Source organism: Motilimonas thetidivivens (assembly GCF_046452435.1).
In the GTDB taxonomy this organism is placed as follows: Bacteria; Pseudomonadota; Gammaproteobacteria; order Enterobacterales; family CBDFNC01; genus Motilimonas.
In genome coordinates this window covers 249,336-269,659 of the sequence record NZ_JBKFDK010000001.1, presented here as the reverse complement: position 1 = coordinate 269,659, position 20,324 = coordinate 249,336, and the positions used below count along the sequence as shown (strand labels likewise).

Here is a 20,324-nt window from a genome sequence, read left to right as displayed (position 1 = left end):
AATGATTACTTTAACGCCACTCGCCCTGCAAACGAATGGGATAAGGTGGTACCGTCTACCAACTCAAGTTCTCCGCCCACTGGAACGCCATGGGCAATGCGACTTACCTGAATATCATGATCTTTGGCTAGCTCAGCAATGTAGTACGCAGTCGCTTCCCCTTCAACGGTAGGGTTAGTTGCTAATATCAGCTCTTGGATCCCGTCTTGTGCTAATCGCTGCGCTAATATATCTAAGCCAATATCAGCTGGGCCAATACCATCTAACGGCGACAAGTGCCCCATCAAAACAAAATACGTCCCAGAAAACTGAGCGGTTTGTTCAATGGCTAATAAGTCTGCCGGACTTTCGACCACACATAGCTGCCCGCTTTGATGACGCTTAGGGTTTGCACATAACCGACAAATTTCATCTTCGGTAAATGTGCGACAGCTTTGGCAATGACCTATTTGGCTAATAGCGTTATCAATCGCCGAGCTTAGTTTGCTAGCTCCGGTGCGATTTTTATCCAGTAAGTAAAAAGCCATGCGCTGAGCCGACTTAGGCCCCACACCGGGCAAGCATTGTAAGCTTTTAATTAAATCATCCAATATCGGGCTAAAACTCATTTAAAACTCCATTGTTTAAAGCACATTGTTAAAAGCTCATTGCTAAACCAAACGAATAGCCATTGCTATTTTGGCCAAACATATACCGCAGCACCAACCGAGTTCGCGTTACAAAGACATCGTAAGCACTCGAGTCTAATTCTATCCCTACGCCTGTTGAACTCATATAGTCAAAGCCTAACTGGCCGCGTTGCTCACCTAGGTATTGGGTATGAGCCCCTTCCAGCACATAGCGCACTGGACGTTGCAGCAACTCATAGCCTGTGGGCACGCGGCGACGTAAATAAAGTGATACGTTTTCCGCATTTGCTTTCCCTTTGACCGCAGCTGACGTAGAGCCAAAGCTTTCAAGGCGGATGTAACTATATCTAAGCTCGAAATCAAGATCATGTTTAGGCGAGGCATGCTCATAATCCAACATCAAAGCACCACCGTAGCCAAACGCATTTAAGCGCCCACCATCAATAAATGAGAGGTCGAGGTCGAATTTCTCATTGATATACCACTGCGCAAGACGCAAATCACTGACCACACGACCTAATGCAATATTGGCTATCGGCCTGATAACCCAATCTTGGGCAATTTCAAAATCCCAACCTATGCCACCACTAACCGAAACACTGTTCCACTTTAAGGGAATCGATTGTGTGTGTTCCCCGTCAGTCAGCACAAAAGTTGGATCGAAACGACTGTAGGCAAAGTTACCTTCAAGATAAATCGGTACAGAATCCGATATGGTTGCGCCACCGCCGAGCTGAGTGAGCTTTAGAGAAGCATCATCATTGCTGTTATTCTTGATGCTTAAATTACTGGTTGTGACATCGGGTATAATACTAAAAGACATTAATGCAAGGGCTGCATTTGCTTTCTTAGCCATCAACTTTTCTGCATCTTTGGTAGCGGCTTGACTCTTTAACGTTAAATTAAACAAGAGTAAAGCAAGCAATATTTTCATCATCTGTTGATAGCGCCAATGTTAATTAGATAGTTTATCCGTTGATTTTACTTTTTCTCAGACAAAAAAAAACCTGACATTATGTCAGGCTTCTTAATTTGGAGCGGTACACGAGGTTCGAACTCGTGACCTCGACCTTGGCAAGGTCGCGCTCTACCAGCTGAGCTAGTACCGCTTCACTTTTAACTCTTTAGCGTAACTAACTCTCAAATAAGGTCGCGTCTCTTATAACGCAGCTGAGCTAGTACCGCTTCATTTTTAACTCTTTTACTTACTAACTTATAAGTACATCGCAGTCATTTTTGCTGCAGTGAGTTAGTAATGGTGCCCGGGGCCGGACTTGAACCGGCACGCTGTTACCAGCGAGGGATTTTAAATCCCTTGTGTCTACCAATTTCACCACCCGGGCGACACAAAAATGGAGGCGGAACCCGGAGTCGAACCGAGGTGGACTGATTTGCAATCAGCTGCATGGCCACTCTGCCATTCCGCCATTCTCTTACGAGATTCTTTTAAATTGGAGCGGTACACGAGGTTCGAACTCGTGACCTCGACCTTGGCAAGGTCGCGCTCTACCAGCTGAGCTAGTACCGCTTCATTTTTAACTCTTTAGCCTGACTAACTCTCAAATAAGGTCGCGTCTCTTATAACGCAGCTGAGCTAGTACCGCTTCACTTTTTACTCTTTAGCCTAACTAACTCTCAAATAAGGTCGCGTCTTATATAACGCAGCTGAGCTAGTGTCGCTTCATTTTTAACTCTTTTTCTTACTAACTCATAAGTGCATCGCAGTCATTTTGCTGCAGTGGGTTAGTAATGGTGCCCGGGGCCGGACTTGAACCGGCACGCTGTTACCAGCGAGGGATTTTAAATCCCTTGTGTCTACCAATTTCACCACCCGGGCGACACGAAAATGGAGGCGGAACCCGGAGTCGAACCGAGGTGGACTGATTTGCAATCAGCTGCATGGCCACTCTGCCATTCCGCCATTCTCTTATGAGAATCTTTTAAATTGGAGCGGTACACGAGGTTCGAACTCGTGACCTCGACCTTGGCAAGGTCGCGCTCTACCAGCTGAGCTAGTACCGCTTCATTCTTTACTCTTTTGCTTACTAACACATAACTACATCGCAGTCATTTTTGCTGCAGTGAGTTAGTAATGGTGCCCGGGGCCGGACTTGAACCGGCACGCTGTTACCAGCGAGGGATTTTAAATCCCTTGTGTCTACCAATTTCACCACCCGGGCGACACAATGTTTGGAGCGGTACACGAGGTTCGAACTCGTGACCTCGACCTTGGCAAGGTCGCGCTCTACCAGCTGAGCTAGTACCGCTTCACTTTTAACTCTTTAGCCTAACTAACTCTCAAATAAGGTCGCGTCTTTTATAACGCAGCTGAGTTAGTGCCGCTTCACTTTTTACTCTTTAACTTACCAGCTCAAAGCTAGGGTCGTATCTATTACGACGTGGTCGAGCTAGTTAGCATTTAATTCTTTTCAACCAGACAAGCTAATGTATTGCATCGCTGTCGCTGAATGTGCTGCGCATTCTAATGAATAATACGTGTCAGTCAACAGACTTTTTTAAAGTTTTTGATTGCTCGCCTATAAATTGCGCAAAGCGAATACTAAATAATCAAACTAGCTTGTTTAGGCGCGTAAATCACTCCACGCCGCTGATAAATAATTGAACATTGACCAAAATGTAAGTGCGGTAGCAACATACAACAATCCAAAACCAAGATATTCCATCCAAGGCGCTTGCTGCCAAATTAGCGCCACGAGCGCAAGCATCTGAGCAGTTGTCTTCCACTTACCCAAAGACGACACGGCCACATTAGCGCGTTTACCCAATTCAGCCATCCACTCTCTCAATGCCGAGATAATGATTTCTCGACCTATCATGGTCATTGCAGGGATAGTCACCCAAAGTGAGTTGTAGTGTTCAACAATGACAACCAGCGCAACCGCGACCATCACCTTGTCTGCCACCGGGTCAAGGAAAGCACCAAAAGGTGTTTGTTGTTTCAGCTTTCTTGCTAAGTAACCATCAAAATAATCGGTCACAGCAGCCAAACAAAAAAAGAAAGCGGCCCAAAACGCAGCGTGATCGATCGGCAAGTAATAGCAAATGACAAAAACAGGGATCAAGAAAACTCGAAATGCCGTTAAGATATTGGGAATATTAATCATTATTGTTACAACGTAAGTTAGCGCATGCTTGGTCAATTAATGGTGCAATGTATCATAGATTTTTTGTGCAAGCTCATGACTTATGCCCGGGACACGAGCAAGATCATCAACCGATGCATTTTTAACCTCTTGCAGACCACCTAGATAAGTCAAAAGTGCTTGGCGACGCTTAGGTCCCACTCCTGCTATTGATTCTAAGGTGCTTTGCTTTCTCGCCTTATCTCGACGGTATCGGTGACCTGCAATAGCAAAGCGATGTGATTCATCACGAATATGCTGGATCAAATGCAAGGCAGGTGAATCCGCTGGCATATCAAGCTCTTCATGGCTTTGCCCCATGATCAAGGTTTCTAAACCGGGTTTACGTGTCACCCCTTTGGCAATACCGACAAGAATGGGCATCTTGTCAGCAAAATTCTCACTGAGTTGTTCTAACACAGCCTCGGCTTGAGCAAGTTGCCCCAAGCCACCGTCAATAAACACAATATCAGGTGTTTTGTCTGCGTCTTGACGCTCTTTAAAGCGTCGGGTCAAGGCTTGCTTCATTGCAGCGTAGTCATCACCACCAGTAATGCCAGTAATATTAAATAGACGATACTGGGATTTTTGCGGTCCGTCTCGATCAAACACCACACACGAAGCCACTGTTTTTTCTCCCATGGTATGGGAAATATCGAAACACTCCATCCGCTTAATCGGCTGTTCAAAATCAAGGGCTTCTTGCAACAAATAAAATCTTTGTTGCATGGTGCTTTTATGGCTGAGCTGTGTGGTTAATGCCGACTGGGCATTAGTGCAAGCTAAGCGTAGAAAACCAGCGCGATCACTTCTTACTTTCTCCGTTAACGTCACCTTATAGGATGCATATTGGGAGAGAGCCTCACTTAAAGCCTGCTGTCCTTCAAAGGCGTGGCTGATCAATATTTGCTTAGGTACAATGCGGCCATTTGCCCCAGAGAAATAGAATTGACTGACAAAAGCACTAAACACTTCGTCGGGCGAACTTGCATTAGGAACTTTAGGGAAATAACTTCGGCTGCCAAGCACTTGACCCTGGCGTATAAACAAAACATGCACACAGGCTAAACCATTCTGATATGCAAAACCGATAGCATCGAGCTCTTCCCCTGCCCCTGTCACACTTTGCTGTTCAGATACCTTACGCAAGGCTTGGATCTGGTCGCGATAACGTGCGGCTTGCTCAAACTGCAATTGATCACTGGCCTGTTGCATTTTTTCAACCATTTGACCGATGACAGTTTGACTTTTACCCTGCAAAAATAACGTGGCAAGCTCTACCTGCTGCTGATACTCATCATCCGTCACCATATTTGTACACGGACCGAGACAACGCTTAAGCTGATATTGTAAACAGGGACGAGAGCGATTCTTGTAATAGCTATCTTCACATTGGCGCACCGGAAATAGCTTTTGCATCAAGTGTAGGCTTTCTCGCACAGCCCCACCGCTGGGGTAAGGTCCAAAAAACTGGCCTTTACCCTTATTGCTACCACGATGAACACTAATACGCGGGTGCTTATGATCTGAGATCTTGATATAGGGATAGGATTTATCATCGCGCAATAACACGTTGTACCTTGGCATGTATTTCTTGATGTAATTGTGCTCAAGGATCAATGCTTCGGTTTCGGTATGCGTCACGGTAACGTCGATGGCAGCGATGTGTTTGACTAGAACCCGCGTCTTTTCATTATCTAGCTGGCCGCGAAAATAGCTCGTTAGCCGATTTTTCAAGTTTTTAGCTTTGCCAACATAGATCACCGTTTGCTGGCTATCATACATGCGATAAACACCAGGCTCAGTCGTCACGGTTTTTAAAAAGGCTTTAGGGTCAAATTCTTGGTTCATAAATCAAACAAAAACAAAAAAGGTGCCAGTTGGCACCTGTTTAGACGATGATCCGCTATCGCTGTTATAAAGTATCCGCATCCAGCATACCATGGCGGATCGCCAAATGGGTAAGCTCAACATCTCCGCTGATATCAAGTTTGCTGAAAAGGCGATAACGGTAACTGTTAACGGTTTTAGGGCTCAAACTTAATTGCTCTGATATTTCGTTAACTTTTTGCCCTTTGGTGATCATTAACATGATCTGCAACTCGCGCTCTGACAAATTCTTAAATGGGTTTTCTTCATCAGGCGTAAAATGCGACAAGGCCATTTGTTGGGCAATTTCCGGTGATAAATAGCGCTGACCTGCATTAACAACACGAATGGCATTGAGTACTTCATCAGGCGCTGCGCCTTTTGTTAGATAACCTGCCGCCCCTGCTTGCATAACTTTAGTTGGGAATGGGTTTTCCGTATGCACGGTTAACACCACAATTTTAACGTCAGGATTGTACCTTAAGATTTTACGCGTGGCTTCCAAACCACCTATGCCCGGCATATTCATATCCATGAGAATTACATCTGGATTATTATCCCGACACCATTGCACCGCAGCTTCACCACTTTGGGCTTCACCCACTACTTTGATACCACGAATGTCTTCAAGAATACGTCGGATCCCTGTCCTTACCAACTCATGGTCATCAACAAGAAATACGTTAATCAAGAGAGTTACTCCGCAAAAACTGATCGCCAAGGTCGGAATTGACCTAGACTTTTCCCGATAATAACTAAACTAGCCCAATTAAAAAACATTAATGCTGCAGATATGAAATATAATTATATTTTTGCTACACAACGCAAAGAATTTACTAAAAATATATAGTAAGGCATTGTTGTAATTGAGTTTATTATCGAAGAAGTGCTGGAAACTTGATGCAGGAGATGGCGGAGGAGGAGAGATTTGAACTCTCGGAGAGCTATTAACCCTCGCCGGTTTTCAAGACCGGTGCATTCGGCCACTCTGCCACCCCTCCGCAGTGGGGCGCATATTAAAGGAATTGCGTCGTCATTTGCAACTCCAATCCCCAATTTTTTACGTGTTTTTACTAAAAACTGTCTTACCTTGGCAATAATTCATCTTTAGATGACTTTTTTGCTCAGTTTATGTATAACCTTTCTCATAACCTGTTGAGCTCAGGTTTAGGCGACCAGTTTAGTCATACACTTTATAAAGAAAACTGTGTTAACCTAGTCGAATAATAGTTAACGCCTTAAACTTGAAAAAGACGTTATATAACTACATATAGATAGGATGAAAAACAGATCGATACCGCCTTGTTATGCGTATAATCTGTGTCACATAACACGCAAGCTCAAACGCTTAAGCATGAATGTGAGCCTAACTGATATGATGCAAAGGTATTTTGAAACCAAACGAAGAGGATTCAGCAATGAACCAATTTAGTCACACTCAGTCGGTTGAACATGTCAGTGAAACCAACAAAGTATTACGTAACACTTATTTTTTACTGGGCATGACGCTGGCTTTCTCAGCGATTGTTACTGCCCTTTCAGTCGCCTTCATGGCACCGCCTGTTCATTGGGCCGTGTTTCTGATCGGCGCCTACGGTCTGATGTTTTTAACTGAGAAAAACCGTAACTCTAGCTTAGGTCTAGTGTTTGTTTTTCTATTTACTGGCTTTATGGGTTATACCCTTGCCCCTATGATTGGCATGTTCTTAGCAGCCGGTGCGGGTGAAACCGTATTAACTGCCTTAGGTGGTACCGCCCTTGCTTTCTTTGCCACTTCGGCATATGCACTAACCACAAAGCGCGATCTGTCTTTTCTTAACGGCATGATAGTCACAGGTTTTGTGGTACTAATTGTGGCCATGATTGCAAATATCTTCTTGCAAATGCCTGCACTGTCGTTAGCGCTTAGCTGTATGTTTATCTTGTTCTCATCGGCCGTGATCATGTTAACCACACAAAACATTATTCGTGGCGGCGAAACAAACTACATCTCGGCAACCGTGACCTTGTATGTGTCTATCTACAACATTTTTGTTAGCTTACTAAGCATTTTGGGCATAGGTGGCGATGATTAATCTATAGCCTAAGAGTTATTGTGGCTAACTTTAAAGCTGGATTTAATCTAAATCATTAAAACGTTAAAAAGCCCCTGATTGTAGGGGCTTTTGTTTTTATGATGGATTACACTGCTGACAGCTTAAATAACCTCCTGTTGACTATTTCCTATTCCATGCAAGCATTACTATCTTTACTTCATGAGCAGTTTCGCACCTTAATTACGCACACTTATTTTCATGCAGGTACGCGTGTCCTATGCGCTATCTGTTTTACCTTAGTTCCGGCCTTACTTTGGCAGCAAACCGAGTTATCGTTAACCTTAGCCTTAGGCGTTGTTGCTTGTGCAATTGCGGAAACCGATGATGCCAACAGCAATAAGCTCAAAAGTTTAACCATCACGCTAATCTGCTTTTTAGTTGCGTCATTCTCGGTAGAGCTACTTTATCAAACCCCATGGCTATTTGCGCTTGGCCTAGCCAGCTCCACCTTTATGTTTGTGATGTTGGGTTGCTTTGGTCAACGTTATGGACAAATTGCTTTTGGAGCCTTGCTGCTAGCCATCTATACCATGATTGGATTTCAGCCAGAGCAACCCTTTTATGTGCAGCCTTTATTACTGACAGCCGGAGCGCTTTGGTTTGGCTTATTTTCTCTTGTTTGGGCGTTGATCTCCCCTTACCGCTCCTTACATGAACAACTGGCTCAGCTCTATTTCAACTTAGGCCGTTATCAACAAGAAAAAGCGCGTTTTTTTGGTAATCAACAAGCGGATTGGTTAGCCGTTAGACAAAATTTAGTGATCCAAAATATCAGCGTGGTGAATAGTTTAAACACCTGCAAAGACACACTAAACAACCGTCTGCATGGCTCCGGAAAAAAAGAGCGCCTCGACTTATTGTTACAGTATTATCTTATCGCGCAACAAATCCATGAAAGGATCACGGCAACGCACTACCAATATAGCCAATTAGAAAATGCCTTTGCCGATACCGAGCTCACTCAAGGTTTTCACCAACTGATCACGCAACTTTCGCAGGCCAGCCAGCAACTTGGTAAAGCAATTCAAATGCGTAAAGCGTTCGATTTACCCACTTCACTGCGTTGGACTGTCAAAGCCTTACACGACCAGCTTGCCTATCAAGATAGCCAGCATCATTTTGATAAATCTTTGTTTACCCCGCTCTCTTTTGTATTGAAGAACTTATCGGGTATCCATCAATTATTAATTGAAGCGAGTGAAATAAGTCATACTGGCAGCCGCTTAACCGAGGACACCATTCTCGCCACTGAGCCCAAAATCAAGGCTTGGGATCGCCTTACTCATCATATAAAAAGCCGCTCTGTGGTGTTTCGTCATGCCGTGCGAATGAGCCTTTGCTTTGTTATCGGCTATGGCTTATTACAATATTTAACTTTAGATAAGGGCTACTGGGTATTACTGACCTGTTTATTCGTTTGTCAGCCCAGTTTTAGTGAAACCCGTAAGCGCTTAGTACAAAGAGTGGTAGGCACCTTGGTGGGGGTAGCGATAGGGTTTCCACTGCTATACTGGTTACCGAGTCTGTATGGTCAGTTCTTTGTTTTGGCCTTATCTGCCTTTTTCTTCTTCACCTATTTGAAGACCAATTACAGCGTTGCAGTTACCTTTATTACCTTGTTTGTGATGATGGTGTTCAACCTGCTCTCAGGCACTGGGCTAGAAGTGGTTGTGCCAAGGATCCAAGAAACCCTCTTAGGCTGCTTTTTAGCCGTACTGACGGTCAGTTTTATCTTGCCAGAATGGCAATATAAGCGGATCCCCAAATTATTGGCTTTGTCGCTAGAAGCTAACTTAAATTACTTCGAACACGTCATAGAGCAGTACCGTGACGGCAAGCAAGAGTCTTTGCCCTACCGAGTAGCTAGACGTGAAGCTCATATTGCCGATATCAATTTGGCCAGTGCATGGCAAAATATGTTGATAGATCCCGGCTCTAAGCGCAAGTTAGTCAAAGAAAGTTACGCCTTAACCAATCGTAATAACGCGCTATTAGCTTATATTTCTGCTTTAGCCGCGCACCGTTCACAGTTTAGTGAGCTAGAAACACGCCCCGATTTGGCACCGATTTTGGCGCTCACCCGCAAAGCCTTAAACAAGGCGTTACAAAGTATTACCACACCCGATTGTGAAAATACCGAAATCGAGGCACAATTACCGCCACTAAAAATCACTGAATTAACGCCTGAGCAGCTTGCTATCGTGCAGCAGTTGCAGTTGATTGCAAATACTGCCACGGATATTCAAGCGCTGGCGTGCCATATTGGCAAGGTAAAATAGGCCCGACAAATGTACACACTAAATAATCAAACCATTTTAGCCGACAAGCAAGGCTACTTACTCGACCTTAGCCAATGGACGCCTGAGCTAGCCGAGATCATCGCTGAGCAAGAAAACATCACTCTTACACCAGCCCATTGGGAAGTGGTGCTGTTTGTGCGCGAGTTTTACCTTGAATACAACACCTCACCAGCGGTGCGAGCGCTAGTAAAGGCCATGGCCAATAAGTTTGGGCCAGAAAAAGGCAACAGCCGCTACCTCTTCAAATTGTTTTCACAAGGCCCTGCTAAGCAAGCAACCAAAATCGCCGGTTTGCCAAAACCTGCTAAATGCTTGTAACCTAATAAGACTGTTCTGTATTTATTGAGGCTAGTTATGCTTGTTCTGCGCTTGTTTATCACGCTCATGTTGGTTTTTTCGGCTTCCTTGGTACACAGTGAGCCAGAAGTTGACCCCATCGCCACACTCACCTCACTGCAACAAACCTTAATTGAAGATCAAAAAGCGGTTGCCTCAAGTCAGGGGCAAGAGCGACTTTATTTCGAAGATGTTCTCCAACGCAAGGGCAAGCAGTTTCAGCAACAGTTGACTTTATTAGTACAACAACAGCAAGGGGATATCCCCCCCGCTCTGGTTGAGTTAGTGAACACCCAGATCCGTTTTCTAGTCAAAGCCCGTAAAATCAGCGAGGATGAAGTGAATCGCTTAATGGCTAAAGCTGAGCAAACAACGGGCGAGGAGATGACAAAGCAGTATGAAATGGCCTACGAAAACATGGCCATTGTTGATATCTACATCCTTGCTTATGCTGATACCTTAAATTTCGCCAACAAATTAAACATCAATACCGAGGCGCAACTAGAAGAATTCAAGCAGTCGCTTACCCAAAGAGCCGATTTACTCGCCAATATGCTGCGCTTTTTCAACAAGCGTTTTACGGACGCCAAAAGCAAATTAGCATTGGCATCAGAACAAGAAAAAAGCGTACTTAATCAAGAAATAGCACAGCTAGAAGAAAGCAGTAAATCACTGGTCACCAGTTTGGAAAACACCGTCTCTGTGATGGATCGTTATCAACTTGAAACCACCGAGTACAAAAAGCTCATTTTCAGCCTAACCGGGGCGATTACCGTCGATGTGTTAGATTTGAGCGTTGTTTCTGGACTAGCCAATGAATGGCTAGGTAACTTTAAGGATTGGGCTATAACGCATACCCCAACCTTGATTATGCGCATTTTGCTGTTCATCATCATCATGTTCATAACGCGCAGTGTTGCTCGTCTAGTCAAGCGTGCAATTAAGCGCAGCGTCAGCCATTCCAACATGAATTTCAGCATTTTAATGCAGGAGTTCTTTGTTAACCTATCTGGCAAAGTTGTGATTATCTTAGGCCTGTTGATCGCGATTTCTCAATTGGGTATTGATCTGGGGCCACTGTTAGCCGGCTTTGGGGTCGCGGGGATTGTTATCGGTTTAGCTTTGCAAGATACCTTATCAAACTTCGCATCCGGCATGATGATCTTAATTTATCGCCCCTTTGATGTGGGTGACTTTGTTGAAGTAGCAGGTGGGGTTCGAGGCAAAGTCAGTCATATGAGCTTAGTTTCTACCACTATCAAGACCATAGATCATCAGCGCCTCATTATTCCCAATAATAAGATTTGGGGAGATACCATCAACAATATTTCCGGGGAAGAGTTTCGTCGCGTGGATATGATTTTCGGAATTGGTTACGGCGATGACATTAAAAAAACGGAACAAGTGTTAAAAGAAATTTTGGATAGTCACCCCGCTATTCTGACCGATGAAGAGCATAAGTATATGATTAAGGTTCATGCATTGGGTGAATCATCGGTTGATTTTGCCGTGCGCCCTTGGGTAAAAAATGCGGATTACTGGGACGTTTATTGGGATGTAACACGCGCGGTGAAACTGCGCTTTGACGAAGAAGGTATTTCAATTCCCTTCCCGCAGCGAGATGTACACATATATCAACACAATCAAGCTCAGAAAGAGGCTGATGTAGGCTAAGCCCCTGAAAAAATGATGATAAAAAAAGCAGCGATTAACGCTGCTTTTTATTTTACGGTATGAATTAGCTTAACCTAAATGCGTTAAACCACCCATATACGGGACTAACGCTTCAGGTACTTGAATACGGCCATCGGCTAGTTGGTAGTTTTCTAATACCGCCACTAAGGTACGTCCTACCGCTAAACCAGAGCCATTTAATGTGTGGATCAACTCAGGCTTTTTAGCGCCCTCAGCACGAAAACGCGCTTGTAAACGTCGGGCTTGGAAATCACGCACATTTGAACAAGAAGAAATCTCGCGATACGTATTTTGCGCAGGTAACCATACTTCTAAATCAAAGGTTTTAGCCGCACCAAAGCCCATATCACCGGTACACAGAGCCATTACGCGATAAGGTAAGCCTAATTTTTGTAACACTGCTTCTGCATGGCCTGTTAATTCTTCAAGAGCCGCATCACTTTGCTCTGGATGAACCAGTTGCACCATTTCGACTTTATCAAATTGATGCTGACGAATAAGGCCACGGGTATCACGGCCATAAGAGCCCGCTTCACTTCTAAAACAAGGTGTATGCGCGGTCATCTTGATCGGCAGATCAGACTCGGCATAGATGGTGTCACGAGACAGGTTTGTTAATGGCACTTCAGCGGTTGGGATCAAAGACAAGCCTTGGCCTTCTTCTGTCGCTGGTTGAGTATGGAACAAGTCACCACCAAATTTTGGCAGTTGGCCAGTACCGTACAAGCTGTCTGCATTGACCAAGTAAGGCACGTACATTTCTGTGTAACCATGCTCATTGGTATGTAAATCAAGCATAAATTGCGCTAGTGCACGGTGCATACGGGCAATCTGACCTTGCATCACAATAAAACGTGAGCCCGTGATTTTAACCGCTGCAGGAAAATCTAGTCCGCCTAATGCCTCACCTAAATCAACGTGATCTTTCACTTCAAAATCGTAAGCCTTTGGCTCACCCCAACGACGGATTTCCACGTTTTCGTTTTCATCTTTACCAATTGGCGCAGACGCATCGGGTAAGTTAGGAATACTTAAAGCCAAGTTATTTAACTCGGCCATCAGCACGTTTAGCTGCTCTTTCGCCGCATCTAAGTCTTCACCTAATTGCGCCATTTCGGCACGCAGCGGCGCAATGTCTTCACCGCGCTTGGCCGCTTCACCAATGGATTTAGATCGACTGTTACGCTCAGCTTGTAGATTCTCAGTGCGAACTTGGATTTCTTTACGTTGATTTTCCAGCTCAGTAATTTTTTCCACATCAAGTTCATAGCCACGGGTGGCTAGTCGCGCGGCAACCTCGTTTAAATCACCACGCAAATATTTCGGATCTAACATGCTTAACCTTTAATGTATTTTAACTTTTAAATATTAACTGGGTGCCTAGCCATGCTGCGAAGATACAAATCACAACATTACAGGCCACATTGAATACGGCTTTAATTAACTCACCTTGTTGGATCAGCAATAAACTGTCCATCGAAAACGTTGAGAACGTGGTCAAAGCACCTAAAAAGCCCACGCTTATTAATGGCTTCCAAAAACTAGAGCTGATGATATTTTGCTCCAGTAGTGCAAACATTATCCCCATGATCAGTGAGCCAATCACATTGACCATGAGTGTACCAAAAGGAAAGCCCTTTCCAAAAGCAGAAAGCGCCCAATTACTAATAAGAAATCGCATGCAGGCACCCGTGGCACCGCCACATGCAACAAAAATCAGCGTAGTGAGATTAGTCATAGCGTTGTTGTTCACTTTGTTGGTCTTGACTGCGTAGCCAATTAAGTTTTTGTGAAATCTGTTTTTCCAAACCTCGCTCGGTTGGAAAATAGTAGCGTTGGTTAGCTAATTCGGTTGGGAAATAGTTTTCACCTGCGGCATATGCATTAGGCTCATCATGAGCATAACGATACTGAGCGCCATGGCCAAGCTCAGCCAATAAGCTAGTGGGAGCGTTACGTAAATGCAGCGGCACACTGGCATCACCATGCTCTTTAGCATCGCGTAACGCCGCTTTAAAGGCGGTGTACACCGCATTACTTTTAGGCGCACAAGCAAGATAGACAATGGCTTGGGCAATGGCACGTTCGCCTTCTGCAGGCCCGACCCGACTAAAACAATCCCAAGCGGCTATCGCCACTTGCATGGCACGGGGGTCGGCATTGCCAACATCTTCTGAGGCGATGGCCAAGCAGCGGCGCGCTATGTATAGCGGATCACAGCCGGCGGTTAACATACGGGCATACCAATAAAGCGCGGCATCGGGTGCTGAGCCACGAATCGATTTATGCAGGGCAGAAATCAGATCATAAAAGATATCCCCCTGCTTATCGATACTGCTGACACTGCGACCCGCAACAGCGGCTAGTAATTCACTGGTAAGTAACTTGTGATCCTCTTGCTCTGTTGCAAGATCAACCATTAACTCAATAAAATTAAGTACTTTACGTGCATCCCCTGCCGCAAGTTGAATTATGTTGTTGCTCACATCTGGCGCAAGTTTAACCTTAGTTTGAGCAAACCCAGTATTGATGGCGCGCTCAATCAAGCTTTGTAAATCTTTAGCTTCTAAAGGCTTTAACACATAAACACGCGTCCGTGACAATAAGGCGTTATTGAGCTCAAACGAAGGATTTTCGGTGGTGGCACCAATGAAGATAATGGTGCCATCTTCAATAAAGGGCAAAAAGCCGTCTTGCTGGCTCTTATTAAAACGATGAACTTCATCAACAAAAAGCAAGGTGCGTTGGCCTTGTTGCGCATTTTGCTGGGCGCGCTCAATAGCAGCGCGAATATCTTTAACCCCAGAGGTCACTGCCGATAGCCGTTCAACCTTGGCATCACAATATTTAGCGGCTAACTCAGCTAAGGTGGTTTTACCTGTGCCCGGTGGCCCCCATAAAATCATCGAATGGCAAAAACCGGCTTCTAAGGCTTTACGCAGTGGCTGATCTGGGCCAATGATATGTTGCTGACCCACATATTCAGCAAGATTTGTTGGCCGCATGCGCGCGGCCAAAGGACGAAAATCAGGCGAAAAATCAAGGCTGAGGTTATCCATTAGCGCTGGTCGTCGACCTCTACACCCGCTGGAATAACAAACTCAAAATCCGACTCAGTCACGGTGGGAGCCAAGTTAAGATTGCTTAATGTAAACTCACTACTTTGGCCTTGGCGCTCTTTAATTCGAAATCCGACTAATTGGTCTTTGTCATCAAAGTTCAGACTAAACTCAGCAATACTGGCTTCTTGATCTTTGGGTTTGACTAGATAACTGCCTTCAGCTTGAGATACATCATATTGTTGCCATACCTTGGCGTCGGTTGATGCCAGCAGCAGAAATGGCGTTCCCGCCACCGCTTCGGCTTGATCTAATAGGGTGACCTGTTCGACAAAAGGACTGTAAATCCATACCGTACTGCCGTTTGATACCACCAGCTCTTCATCGGGCTGTTTTACTTGCCAACGAAATTGATCCGGTTGAGCCAGCGTCATATCGCCACTGGCTTGTTGGATAACGGTGCCATCAACATCTAACACTTGCTGTGAAAAGCTGGCCGAAAACTTAGCTACTTTTTGTAATTTAACCTGTAACTCAGTTGCCGCATCGGCCCAGCTGGCTCCTGAAAATAACGCCAAAGACGCAATACCTGAAACAACAAGTTGGGAAATTTTATTCATCTTAATTCCTTGGTGGGGGTGGCGCTAACACTTCACGATTACCGTTATGTCCGGGTGCACTAACAATGCCTTGTTGCTCCATTTGCTCAACAATACGTGCTGCCCGGTTATAACCAATTTTAAATTTACGTTGCACTCCAGAAACAGAGCCTCGACGCGTTTCGGTGACAAAAGCAACCGCTTCGTCATACAGCGCATCAACGTCATCATCCGCTTCTGCTACTTCACCTGGCAGCATGTTCTCCGGCGTAGTGTCGCCCGATAGAATATCATCAATGTAATTAGGCTCACCACGTAATTTCCAGTCGGCTACCACTTTATGTACTTCATGATCATCGACAAATGCGCCATGCACCCGCTCCGGCACCGATGTGCCCGGTGGCAGATACAACATATCACCCATACCGAGTAAGGATTCTGCGCCTTGCTGATCTAAAATGGTACGCGAGTCAATTTTACTCGACACTTGGAAAGCCATTCGAGTAGGTACGTTGGCTTTAATTAAGCCTGTAATCACATCTACCGATGGGCGCTGGGTGGCAAGAATGAGGTGAATACCGGCTGCACGCGCTTTTTGTGCTATACGTGCGATCAGCTCTTCCACTTTTTTGCCCACTATCATCATCATGTCGGCAAATTCATCAACCACCACCACAATACTAGGCAGCTTAGTCAGCTCGGGCGCCATTTCGTCCATGCTGTCACCGGGCTTCCAAAGTGGGTCAACCATAGGGTTACCTGAATCGATGGCCGCTTTGACCTTAGCGTTATAACCTTTTAGATTACGCACACCAACGGCCGACATCAATTTATAACGTCGCTCCATTTCACCAACACACCAACGCAGCGCATTAGCGGCATCTTTCATGTCGGTTACAACTTCAGCTAGAAGGTGAGGAATGCCCTCATAAACTGAAAGCTCCAACATTTTAGGGTCAATCATGATCATGCGAACATCTTCTGGTGAGGACTTGTACAACAGGCTTACTATCATACAGTTAACACCAACCGATTTACCTGAGCCCGTCGTTCCCGCAACCAATAAGTGTGGCATTTTCGCCAAGTCAACCACCACAGGTTTACCCGCGATATCACTGCCTAGCACCATGGTTAACGGCGAAGAATTTTCTACAAATTGAGGGCAGTCCAATACTTCTCTTAAGTACACCGTTTCTCGGTATTTATTGGGTAGTTCAATACCTATGTAGGTTTTGTTGGGGATCACTTCAACAACTCGCACACTCATGGCCGAGAGTGCACGCGCTAGGTCTTTTGCTAATCCGGTGATCTTGCTGACCTTGATACCTGGTGCTAACTCAAGTTGAAATTGAGTGATCACAGGCCCAGGGTAAACTTCCATCACCTTAGCTTGCACATTAAAATCGAGTAGCTTAGCTTCCACTAAACGTGAAACCTGCTCAATATCTTCTTGGGTAATCGGATTTTGAGCTTTGTTTGGACGATCGAGTAAATCAATCGAAGGCAGCGGCGCCAAATTCGCTATCATGGCTTTCTTTTGCTGCAATTGCGCGACCGCATCGGCTAAAGCAGGGTCTTGACCACTTTGTTTAGCCAGCACTGGCGTGCTTTGAGGCTTGCTCGACTCGAGGCTTTCATCGGCAAATATGGCCGGAAAATCATCCTCGTCAGGATCGGGCATCCAAGGCATAGTTAATTCATCAGCATCAAGACTTTTAGGCTCTCGCGGCGAATTAGCCGCAACCGCACTAGTGGTTAGATCTCGAGATCCGGCGCTAAACTCAGGCTCGTTTTTCGGGTCATTGTTTACAATAGGTGTAATGGGATTAGGCTCAATGCGACCTTGACTGTCTGCCGCCATGGCGGATTCAAATTCAGGTAAGATTTTATCTAAACTTGGCAAAGGAGGATCGTTAGGATTAACTGCTTCGGCTGATTTTTTCGGCAACTCCTTGGCAAACAGCACCGAATCGCCATCCTGCTGATTCTTTTTTGCAGCGCGTTCGCTTTGATAATTGCGCCACGTGGTAGGTAAATTTATCAACGCGCGGCTAGCATGAATAGAGTATTCACCCAGTTTATCAATAAACATCAGCAGCGAAATACCGGTAAACAAGGTAAAGCCGGTGGCAATGAAACAGAGTAAAATCAAGGTAGAGCCAAGTAGGCCGAAATAACTTACCATGGCTTTAGATAAGATATCACCCACTACCCCGCCACTGGAAAAGTAATAGATATCATCAAAATTCAACGCAGCTAGAGCCGTAACCCCAAGTACGATGAAAATAAAGCCAATGATACGCAAACCCAGCGCTAAATAATCCAAAGATAGCAGCCCTTTCGGTTTCCAGAAAAGTAACCAAGCCAAAGCAACCGTAACAAACGGCATCAGATAAGCAGCAATACCGAAGGCAAATAACAAGATATCCGCAAGCCAAGCACCTGCGGCCCCTGCTGAATTGTGTATTTCCCCTTCCCAAGCTGTTTGCGTCCAACTCGGATCGGAGGGATGAAAAGTAATCAATGCCAACATCATGAAAATGGCAAAGGCATGGCAGATCACAAGGCTCACTTCCAGAATACGAGCCATACCCGATAACGAAGACATAGGTTTTGCTTGGTTCAAGCTAAGTTCCTTGTTCATTTCAAACGCCTGATAAGAAAAAAAAAGCGGCTCTAAGCCGCTCTTTATTGTATCTATTTCATTGCTAAGGTAAAGCTTAGCGGGTCTTTATCACTAAAGAATTAGACTGCTTCACTTCTTCCATGACCACGTAAGTGCGTGTGTCATTTACACCGGGTAAACGCAATAAGGTTTCACCAAGTAATTTACGGTACGCAGACATGTCACATACGCGTGTTTTTAGTAAGTAATCGAAATCACCAGACACAAGGTGACATTCTTGAATTTCTTCTAGCTCTTGAACCGCACCATTAAATTGTTCAAATACATCAGGTGCGCCGCGATTTAGGGTGATCTCAACAAATACCAGCAGTGATGCATCAAGGTAAAGTGGATTCAGGATCGCCGTGTAACCTTTAATGTAGCCTTGGCGTTCAAGACGACGTACACGTTCTAGGCAAGGTGTTGGGCTTAAGCCAACGCGTTTTGAGAGCTCAACATTTGAAATACGACCATCTTTTTGCAATTCGTTAAGAATATTGCGATCGATACGGTCAAGGTCTTTAAGCGGTCTAGTATTTACTTCCATCATTATTATATTCCATTCAATTACATCCCAGCAAAATAATATCACGCATTAAATATTATTATAGGTGCATAAGCAGTAAATTTACGCCTACACTAGCGTGATAGCCTATTATTTTTATACCTGTTTTTTTCAACATGTTGTATCTATGAGGTGAATTATGATCATTGGTGTACCAAAAGAAATCAAAAATCACGAATACCGCGTTGGCTTAGTTCCTTCCAGTGTAAAAGAACTGGTTCAGTTAGGTCACACTGTTTATGTAGAAACAAACGCCGGTGCAGGCATCGATCTCACCGATACCGAGTTTGAAGCAGCTGGTGCTAAAATTTTGCCCAGTGCCAGTGCACTATTCTCAAAATCTGAGATGATAGTCAAGGTAAAAGAACCACTCGCTCAAGAGCGCGCATTGCTAACCCCTGAACATGTGCTTTTTACCTATTTACATTTAGCGCCTGATCTGCTTCAAACTGAGGATCTTATCAAGAGTCAGGCAACATGTATAGCATATGAAACTGTTACTGATAAAAATGGCGGCTTACCATTACTCGCCCCCATGTCTGAAGTCGCCGGCAGAATGTCAATTCAAGCGGGAGCCATGGCATTGGAGAAATCTTGGGGCGGCCGCGGCCTGTTACTCGCTGGCGTACCTGGGGTTGCGCCCGCGAACGTGGTTATCATAGGCGGCGGTAAAGTAGGTCAAAACGCATTAAAAATCGCCGTAGGAATGGGCGCAAACGTCACTATATTAGATAAAAATATCAATGTGTTAGCAGCGCTTGACCAACACTATGGCAATACCATCACCACCCTGTATTCTAATGCTGAAAATTTGCAGCAATGCGTACTAGCCGCAGATTTAGTCGTCACCGCCGTACTCTTGCCCGGCGCAGCAGCTCCGAAACTGATCACCCGCGCCATGTTAAAACAAATGAAAACGGGCTCTGTCATTGTTGACGTCGCCATCGACCAAGGCGGTTGCTGTGAAACCTCTCGCCCAACCAGTCATGAAGACCCTATTTTTATTATCGATGAAGTAGTGCATTACTGCGTCGCGAACATGCCCGGCGCGGTAGCCCGAACGGCCACCTTTGCCCTTAATCATGCCACCCTGCCATACGTGATTAAACTTGCATCTTTGGGAGTGAAACAGGCCATGGCACAAGACGCTGGACTGCTCGCCGGATTAAATGTCTATCAAGGCCAACTAACCAATCAAGGTGTAGCAATTAGCCAAAATAAACCTTGGATAGCGCCAAAAGAGGTGTTGAATTTATAAAAAAGCTCAAATCAGACTAATATTTTCAGCTTTTTTAATTATAAATTATAACAATATATTCTGTAGAACTGGGCTAAATCTAACCTTTTAGCTCAGTCACCGAATTTTCT

Annotated in this window: 16 protein-coding genes and 10 tRNA genes; 5 read left to right on the top strand and 21 right to left on the bottom strand. The window is 44.9% G+C overall.

Translation table 11 applies throughout. The features are described 5' to 3' along the window. Positions 1-5 precede the first annotated feature (5 nt). From recR to ACK8OT_RS01270, 15 genes are all read right to left on the bottom strand, one after another. Positions 6-608: a recombination mediator RecR gene (gene recR / locus ACK8OT_RS01340; protein ID WP_410194702.1), complete on the bottom strand. Its 603-nt coding sequence runs from the start codon at positions 606-608 to the stop codon at positions 6-8. Between the two features lie 28 nt (positions 609-636). Further along, entirely contained in the window at positions 637-1,566 is a 930-nt protein-coding gene (locus tag ACK8OT_RS01335; protein WP_410194701.1) for an autotransporter domain-containing protein, read from the bottom strand. Between the two features lie 96 nt (positions 1,567-1,662). Next, positions 1,663-1,738, bottom strand: a tRNA-Gly gene (locus ACK8OT_RS01330). A 147-nt stretch (positions 1,739-1,885) separates the two neighbouring features. Further along, positions 1,886-1,972: transfer RNA gene (locus ACK8OT_RS01325), tRNA-Leu, on the bottom strand. Between the two features lie 10 nt (positions 1,973-1,982). After that, a tRNA-Cys gene (locus ACK8OT_RS01320) sits at positions 1,983-2,056 on the bottom strand. Positions 2,057-2,081: 25 nt separating this feature from the next. Then, a tRNA-Gly gene (locus tag ACK8OT_RS01315) sits at positions 2,082-2,157 on the bottom strand. 222 nt (positions 2,158-2,379) lie between these two features. Then, positions 2,380-2,466 (bottom strand) — tRNA-Leu (locus ACK8OT_RS01310). 10 nt (positions 2,467-2,476) lie between these two features. Further along, positions 2,477-2,550, bottom strand: a tRNA-Cys gene (locus ACK8OT_RS01305). 25 nt (positions 2,551-2,575) lie between these two features. Continuing rightward, positions 2,576-2,651: transfer RNA gene (locus ACK8OT_RS01300), tRNA-Gly, on the bottom strand. A gap of 71 nt (positions 2,652-2,722) precedes the next feature. Continuing rightward, a tRNA-Leu gene (locus ACK8OT_RS01295) sits at positions 2,723-2,809 on the bottom strand. Positions 2,810-2,820: 11 nt separating this feature from the next. Further along, positions 2,821-2,896: transfer RNA gene (locus tag ACK8OT_RS01290), tRNA-Gly, on the bottom strand. A gap of 315 nt (positions 2,897-3,211) precedes the next feature. Beyond that, on the bottom strand, positions 3,212-3,754 hold the full coding sequence (pgsA, locus tag ACK8OT_RS01285) for a CDP-diacylglycerol--glycerol-3-phosphate 3-phosphatidyltransferase (protein WP_410194700.1): 543 nt from the start codon (positions 3,752-3,754) through the stop codon (positions 3,212-3,214). 36 nt (positions 3,755-3,790) lie between these two features. Continuing rightward, positions 3,791-5,623 carry an excinuclease ABC subunit UvrC gene (uvrC, locus tag ACK8OT_RS01280; protein ID WP_410194699.1) on the bottom strand — a complete coding sequence of 611 codons (1,833 nt, stop codon included), beginning with the start codon at positions 5,621-5,623 and terminating at the stop codon, positions 3,791-3,793. A 64-nt stretch (positions 5,624-5,687) separates the two neighbouring features. Continuing rightward, a complete protein-coding gene (gene uvrY, locus ACK8OT_RS01275) occupies positions 5,688-6,332 on the bottom strand; it encodes a UvrY/SirA/GacA family response regulator transcription factor (RefSeq protein WP_410194698.1) in 645 nt (214 codons plus the stop codon). Between the two features lie 219 nt (positions 6,333-6,551). Then, positions 6,552-6,642, bottom strand: a tRNA-Ser gene (locus ACK8OT_RS01270). A gap of 417 nt (positions 6,643-7,059) precedes the next feature. Between ACK8OT_RS01270 and ACK8OT_RS01265 the strand changes: the two genes are divergently transcribed. From ACK8OT_RS01265 to ACK8OT_RS01250, 4 genes are all read left to right on the top strand, one after another. Further along, positions 7,060-7,716, top strand: a complete 657-nt coding sequence (locus ACK8OT_RS01265; RefSeq protein WP_410194697.1) for a Bax inhibitor-1/YccA family protein — start codon at positions 7,060-7,062, stop codon at positions 7,714-7,716. Positions 7,717-7,814: 98 nt separating this feature from the next. Further along, positions 7,815-10,016 (top strand): YccS family putative transporter, encoded by a 2,202-nt coding sequence (yccS, locus tag ACK8OT_RS01260; protein ID WP_410194696.1) that lies wholly within the window; start codon positions 7,815-7,817, stop codon positions 10,014-10,016. 9 nt (positions 10,017-10,025) lie between these two features. Then, the gene (locus ACK8OT_RS01255; protein ID WP_410194695.1) at positions 10,026-10,355 is read left to right on the top strand and encodes a TusE/DsrC/DsvC family sulfur relay protein; all 330 of its coding nucleotides are present in this window, start codon (positions 10,026-10,028) and stop codon (positions 10,353-10,355) included. 36 nt (positions 10,356-10,391) lie between these two features. Beyond that, positions 10,392-12,047 (top strand): mechanosensitive ion channel family protein, encoded by a 1,656-nt coding sequence (locus tag ACK8OT_RS01250; protein WP_410194694.1) that lies wholly within the window; start codon positions 10,392-10,394, stop codon positions 12,045-12,047. 69 nt (positions 12,048-12,116) lie between these two features. Here ACK8OT_RS01250 and serS read toward each other — a convergent pair whose 3' ends face one another. The 6 genes from serS to lrp form a co-directional block, all read right to left on the bottom strand. Then, positions 12,117-13,403: a serine--tRNA ligase gene (serS, locus tag ACK8OT_RS01245; RefSeq protein ID WP_410194693.1), complete on the bottom strand. Its 1,287-nt coding sequence runs from the start codon at positions 13,401-13,403 to the stop codon at positions 12,117-12,119. A gap of 19 nt (positions 13,404-13,422) precedes the next feature. Continuing rightward, a complete protein-coding gene (gene crcB / locus ACK8OT_RS01240) occupies positions 13,423-13,806 on the bottom strand; it encodes a fluoride efflux transporter CrcB (protein WP_410194692.1) in 384 nt (127 codons plus the stop codon). Next, on the bottom strand, positions 13,799-15,127 hold the full coding sequence (locus tag ACK8OT_RS01235; RefSeq protein ID WP_410194691.1) for a replication-associated recombination protein A: 1,329 nt from the start codon (positions 15,125-15,127) through the stop codon (positions 13,799-13,801). Before ACK8OT_RS01235 ends, crcB begins: the two co-directional genes overlap by 8 nt. After that, entirely contained in the window at positions 15,127-15,747 is a 621-nt protein-coding gene (gene lolA / locus ACK8OT_RS01230) for an outer membrane lipoprotein periplasmic chaperone LolA (protein ID WP_410194690.1), read from the bottom strand. Before lolA ends, ACK8OT_RS01235 begins: the two co-directional genes overlap by 1 nt. Position 15,748: 1 nt before the next feature. Beyond that, complete coding sequence (locus tag ACK8OT_RS01225; protein ID WP_410194689.1) at positions 15,749-18,370, bottom strand: DNA translocase FtsK; 2,622 nt, start codon at positions 18,368-18,370, stop codon at positions 15,749-15,751. Between the two features lie 76 nt (positions 18,371-18,446). Continuing rightward, positions 18,447-18,941, bottom strand: coding sequence for a leucine-responsive transcriptional regulator Lrp (gene lrp, locus ACK8OT_RS01220; RefSeq protein WP_410194688.1), 495 nt, complete (start codon positions 18,939-18,941; stop codon positions 18,447-18,449). A 154-nt stretch (positions 18,942-19,095) separates the two neighbouring features. On the opposite strand from lrp, the gene ald reads away from it, so the two are divergent. Then, on the top strand, positions 19,096-20,214 hold the full coding sequence (ald, locus tag ACK8OT_RS01215; protein ID WP_410194687.1) for an alanine dehydrogenase: 1,119 nt from the start codon (positions 19,096-19,098) through the stop codon (positions 20,212-20,214). Positions 20,215-20,324 lie beyond the last annotated feature (110 nt).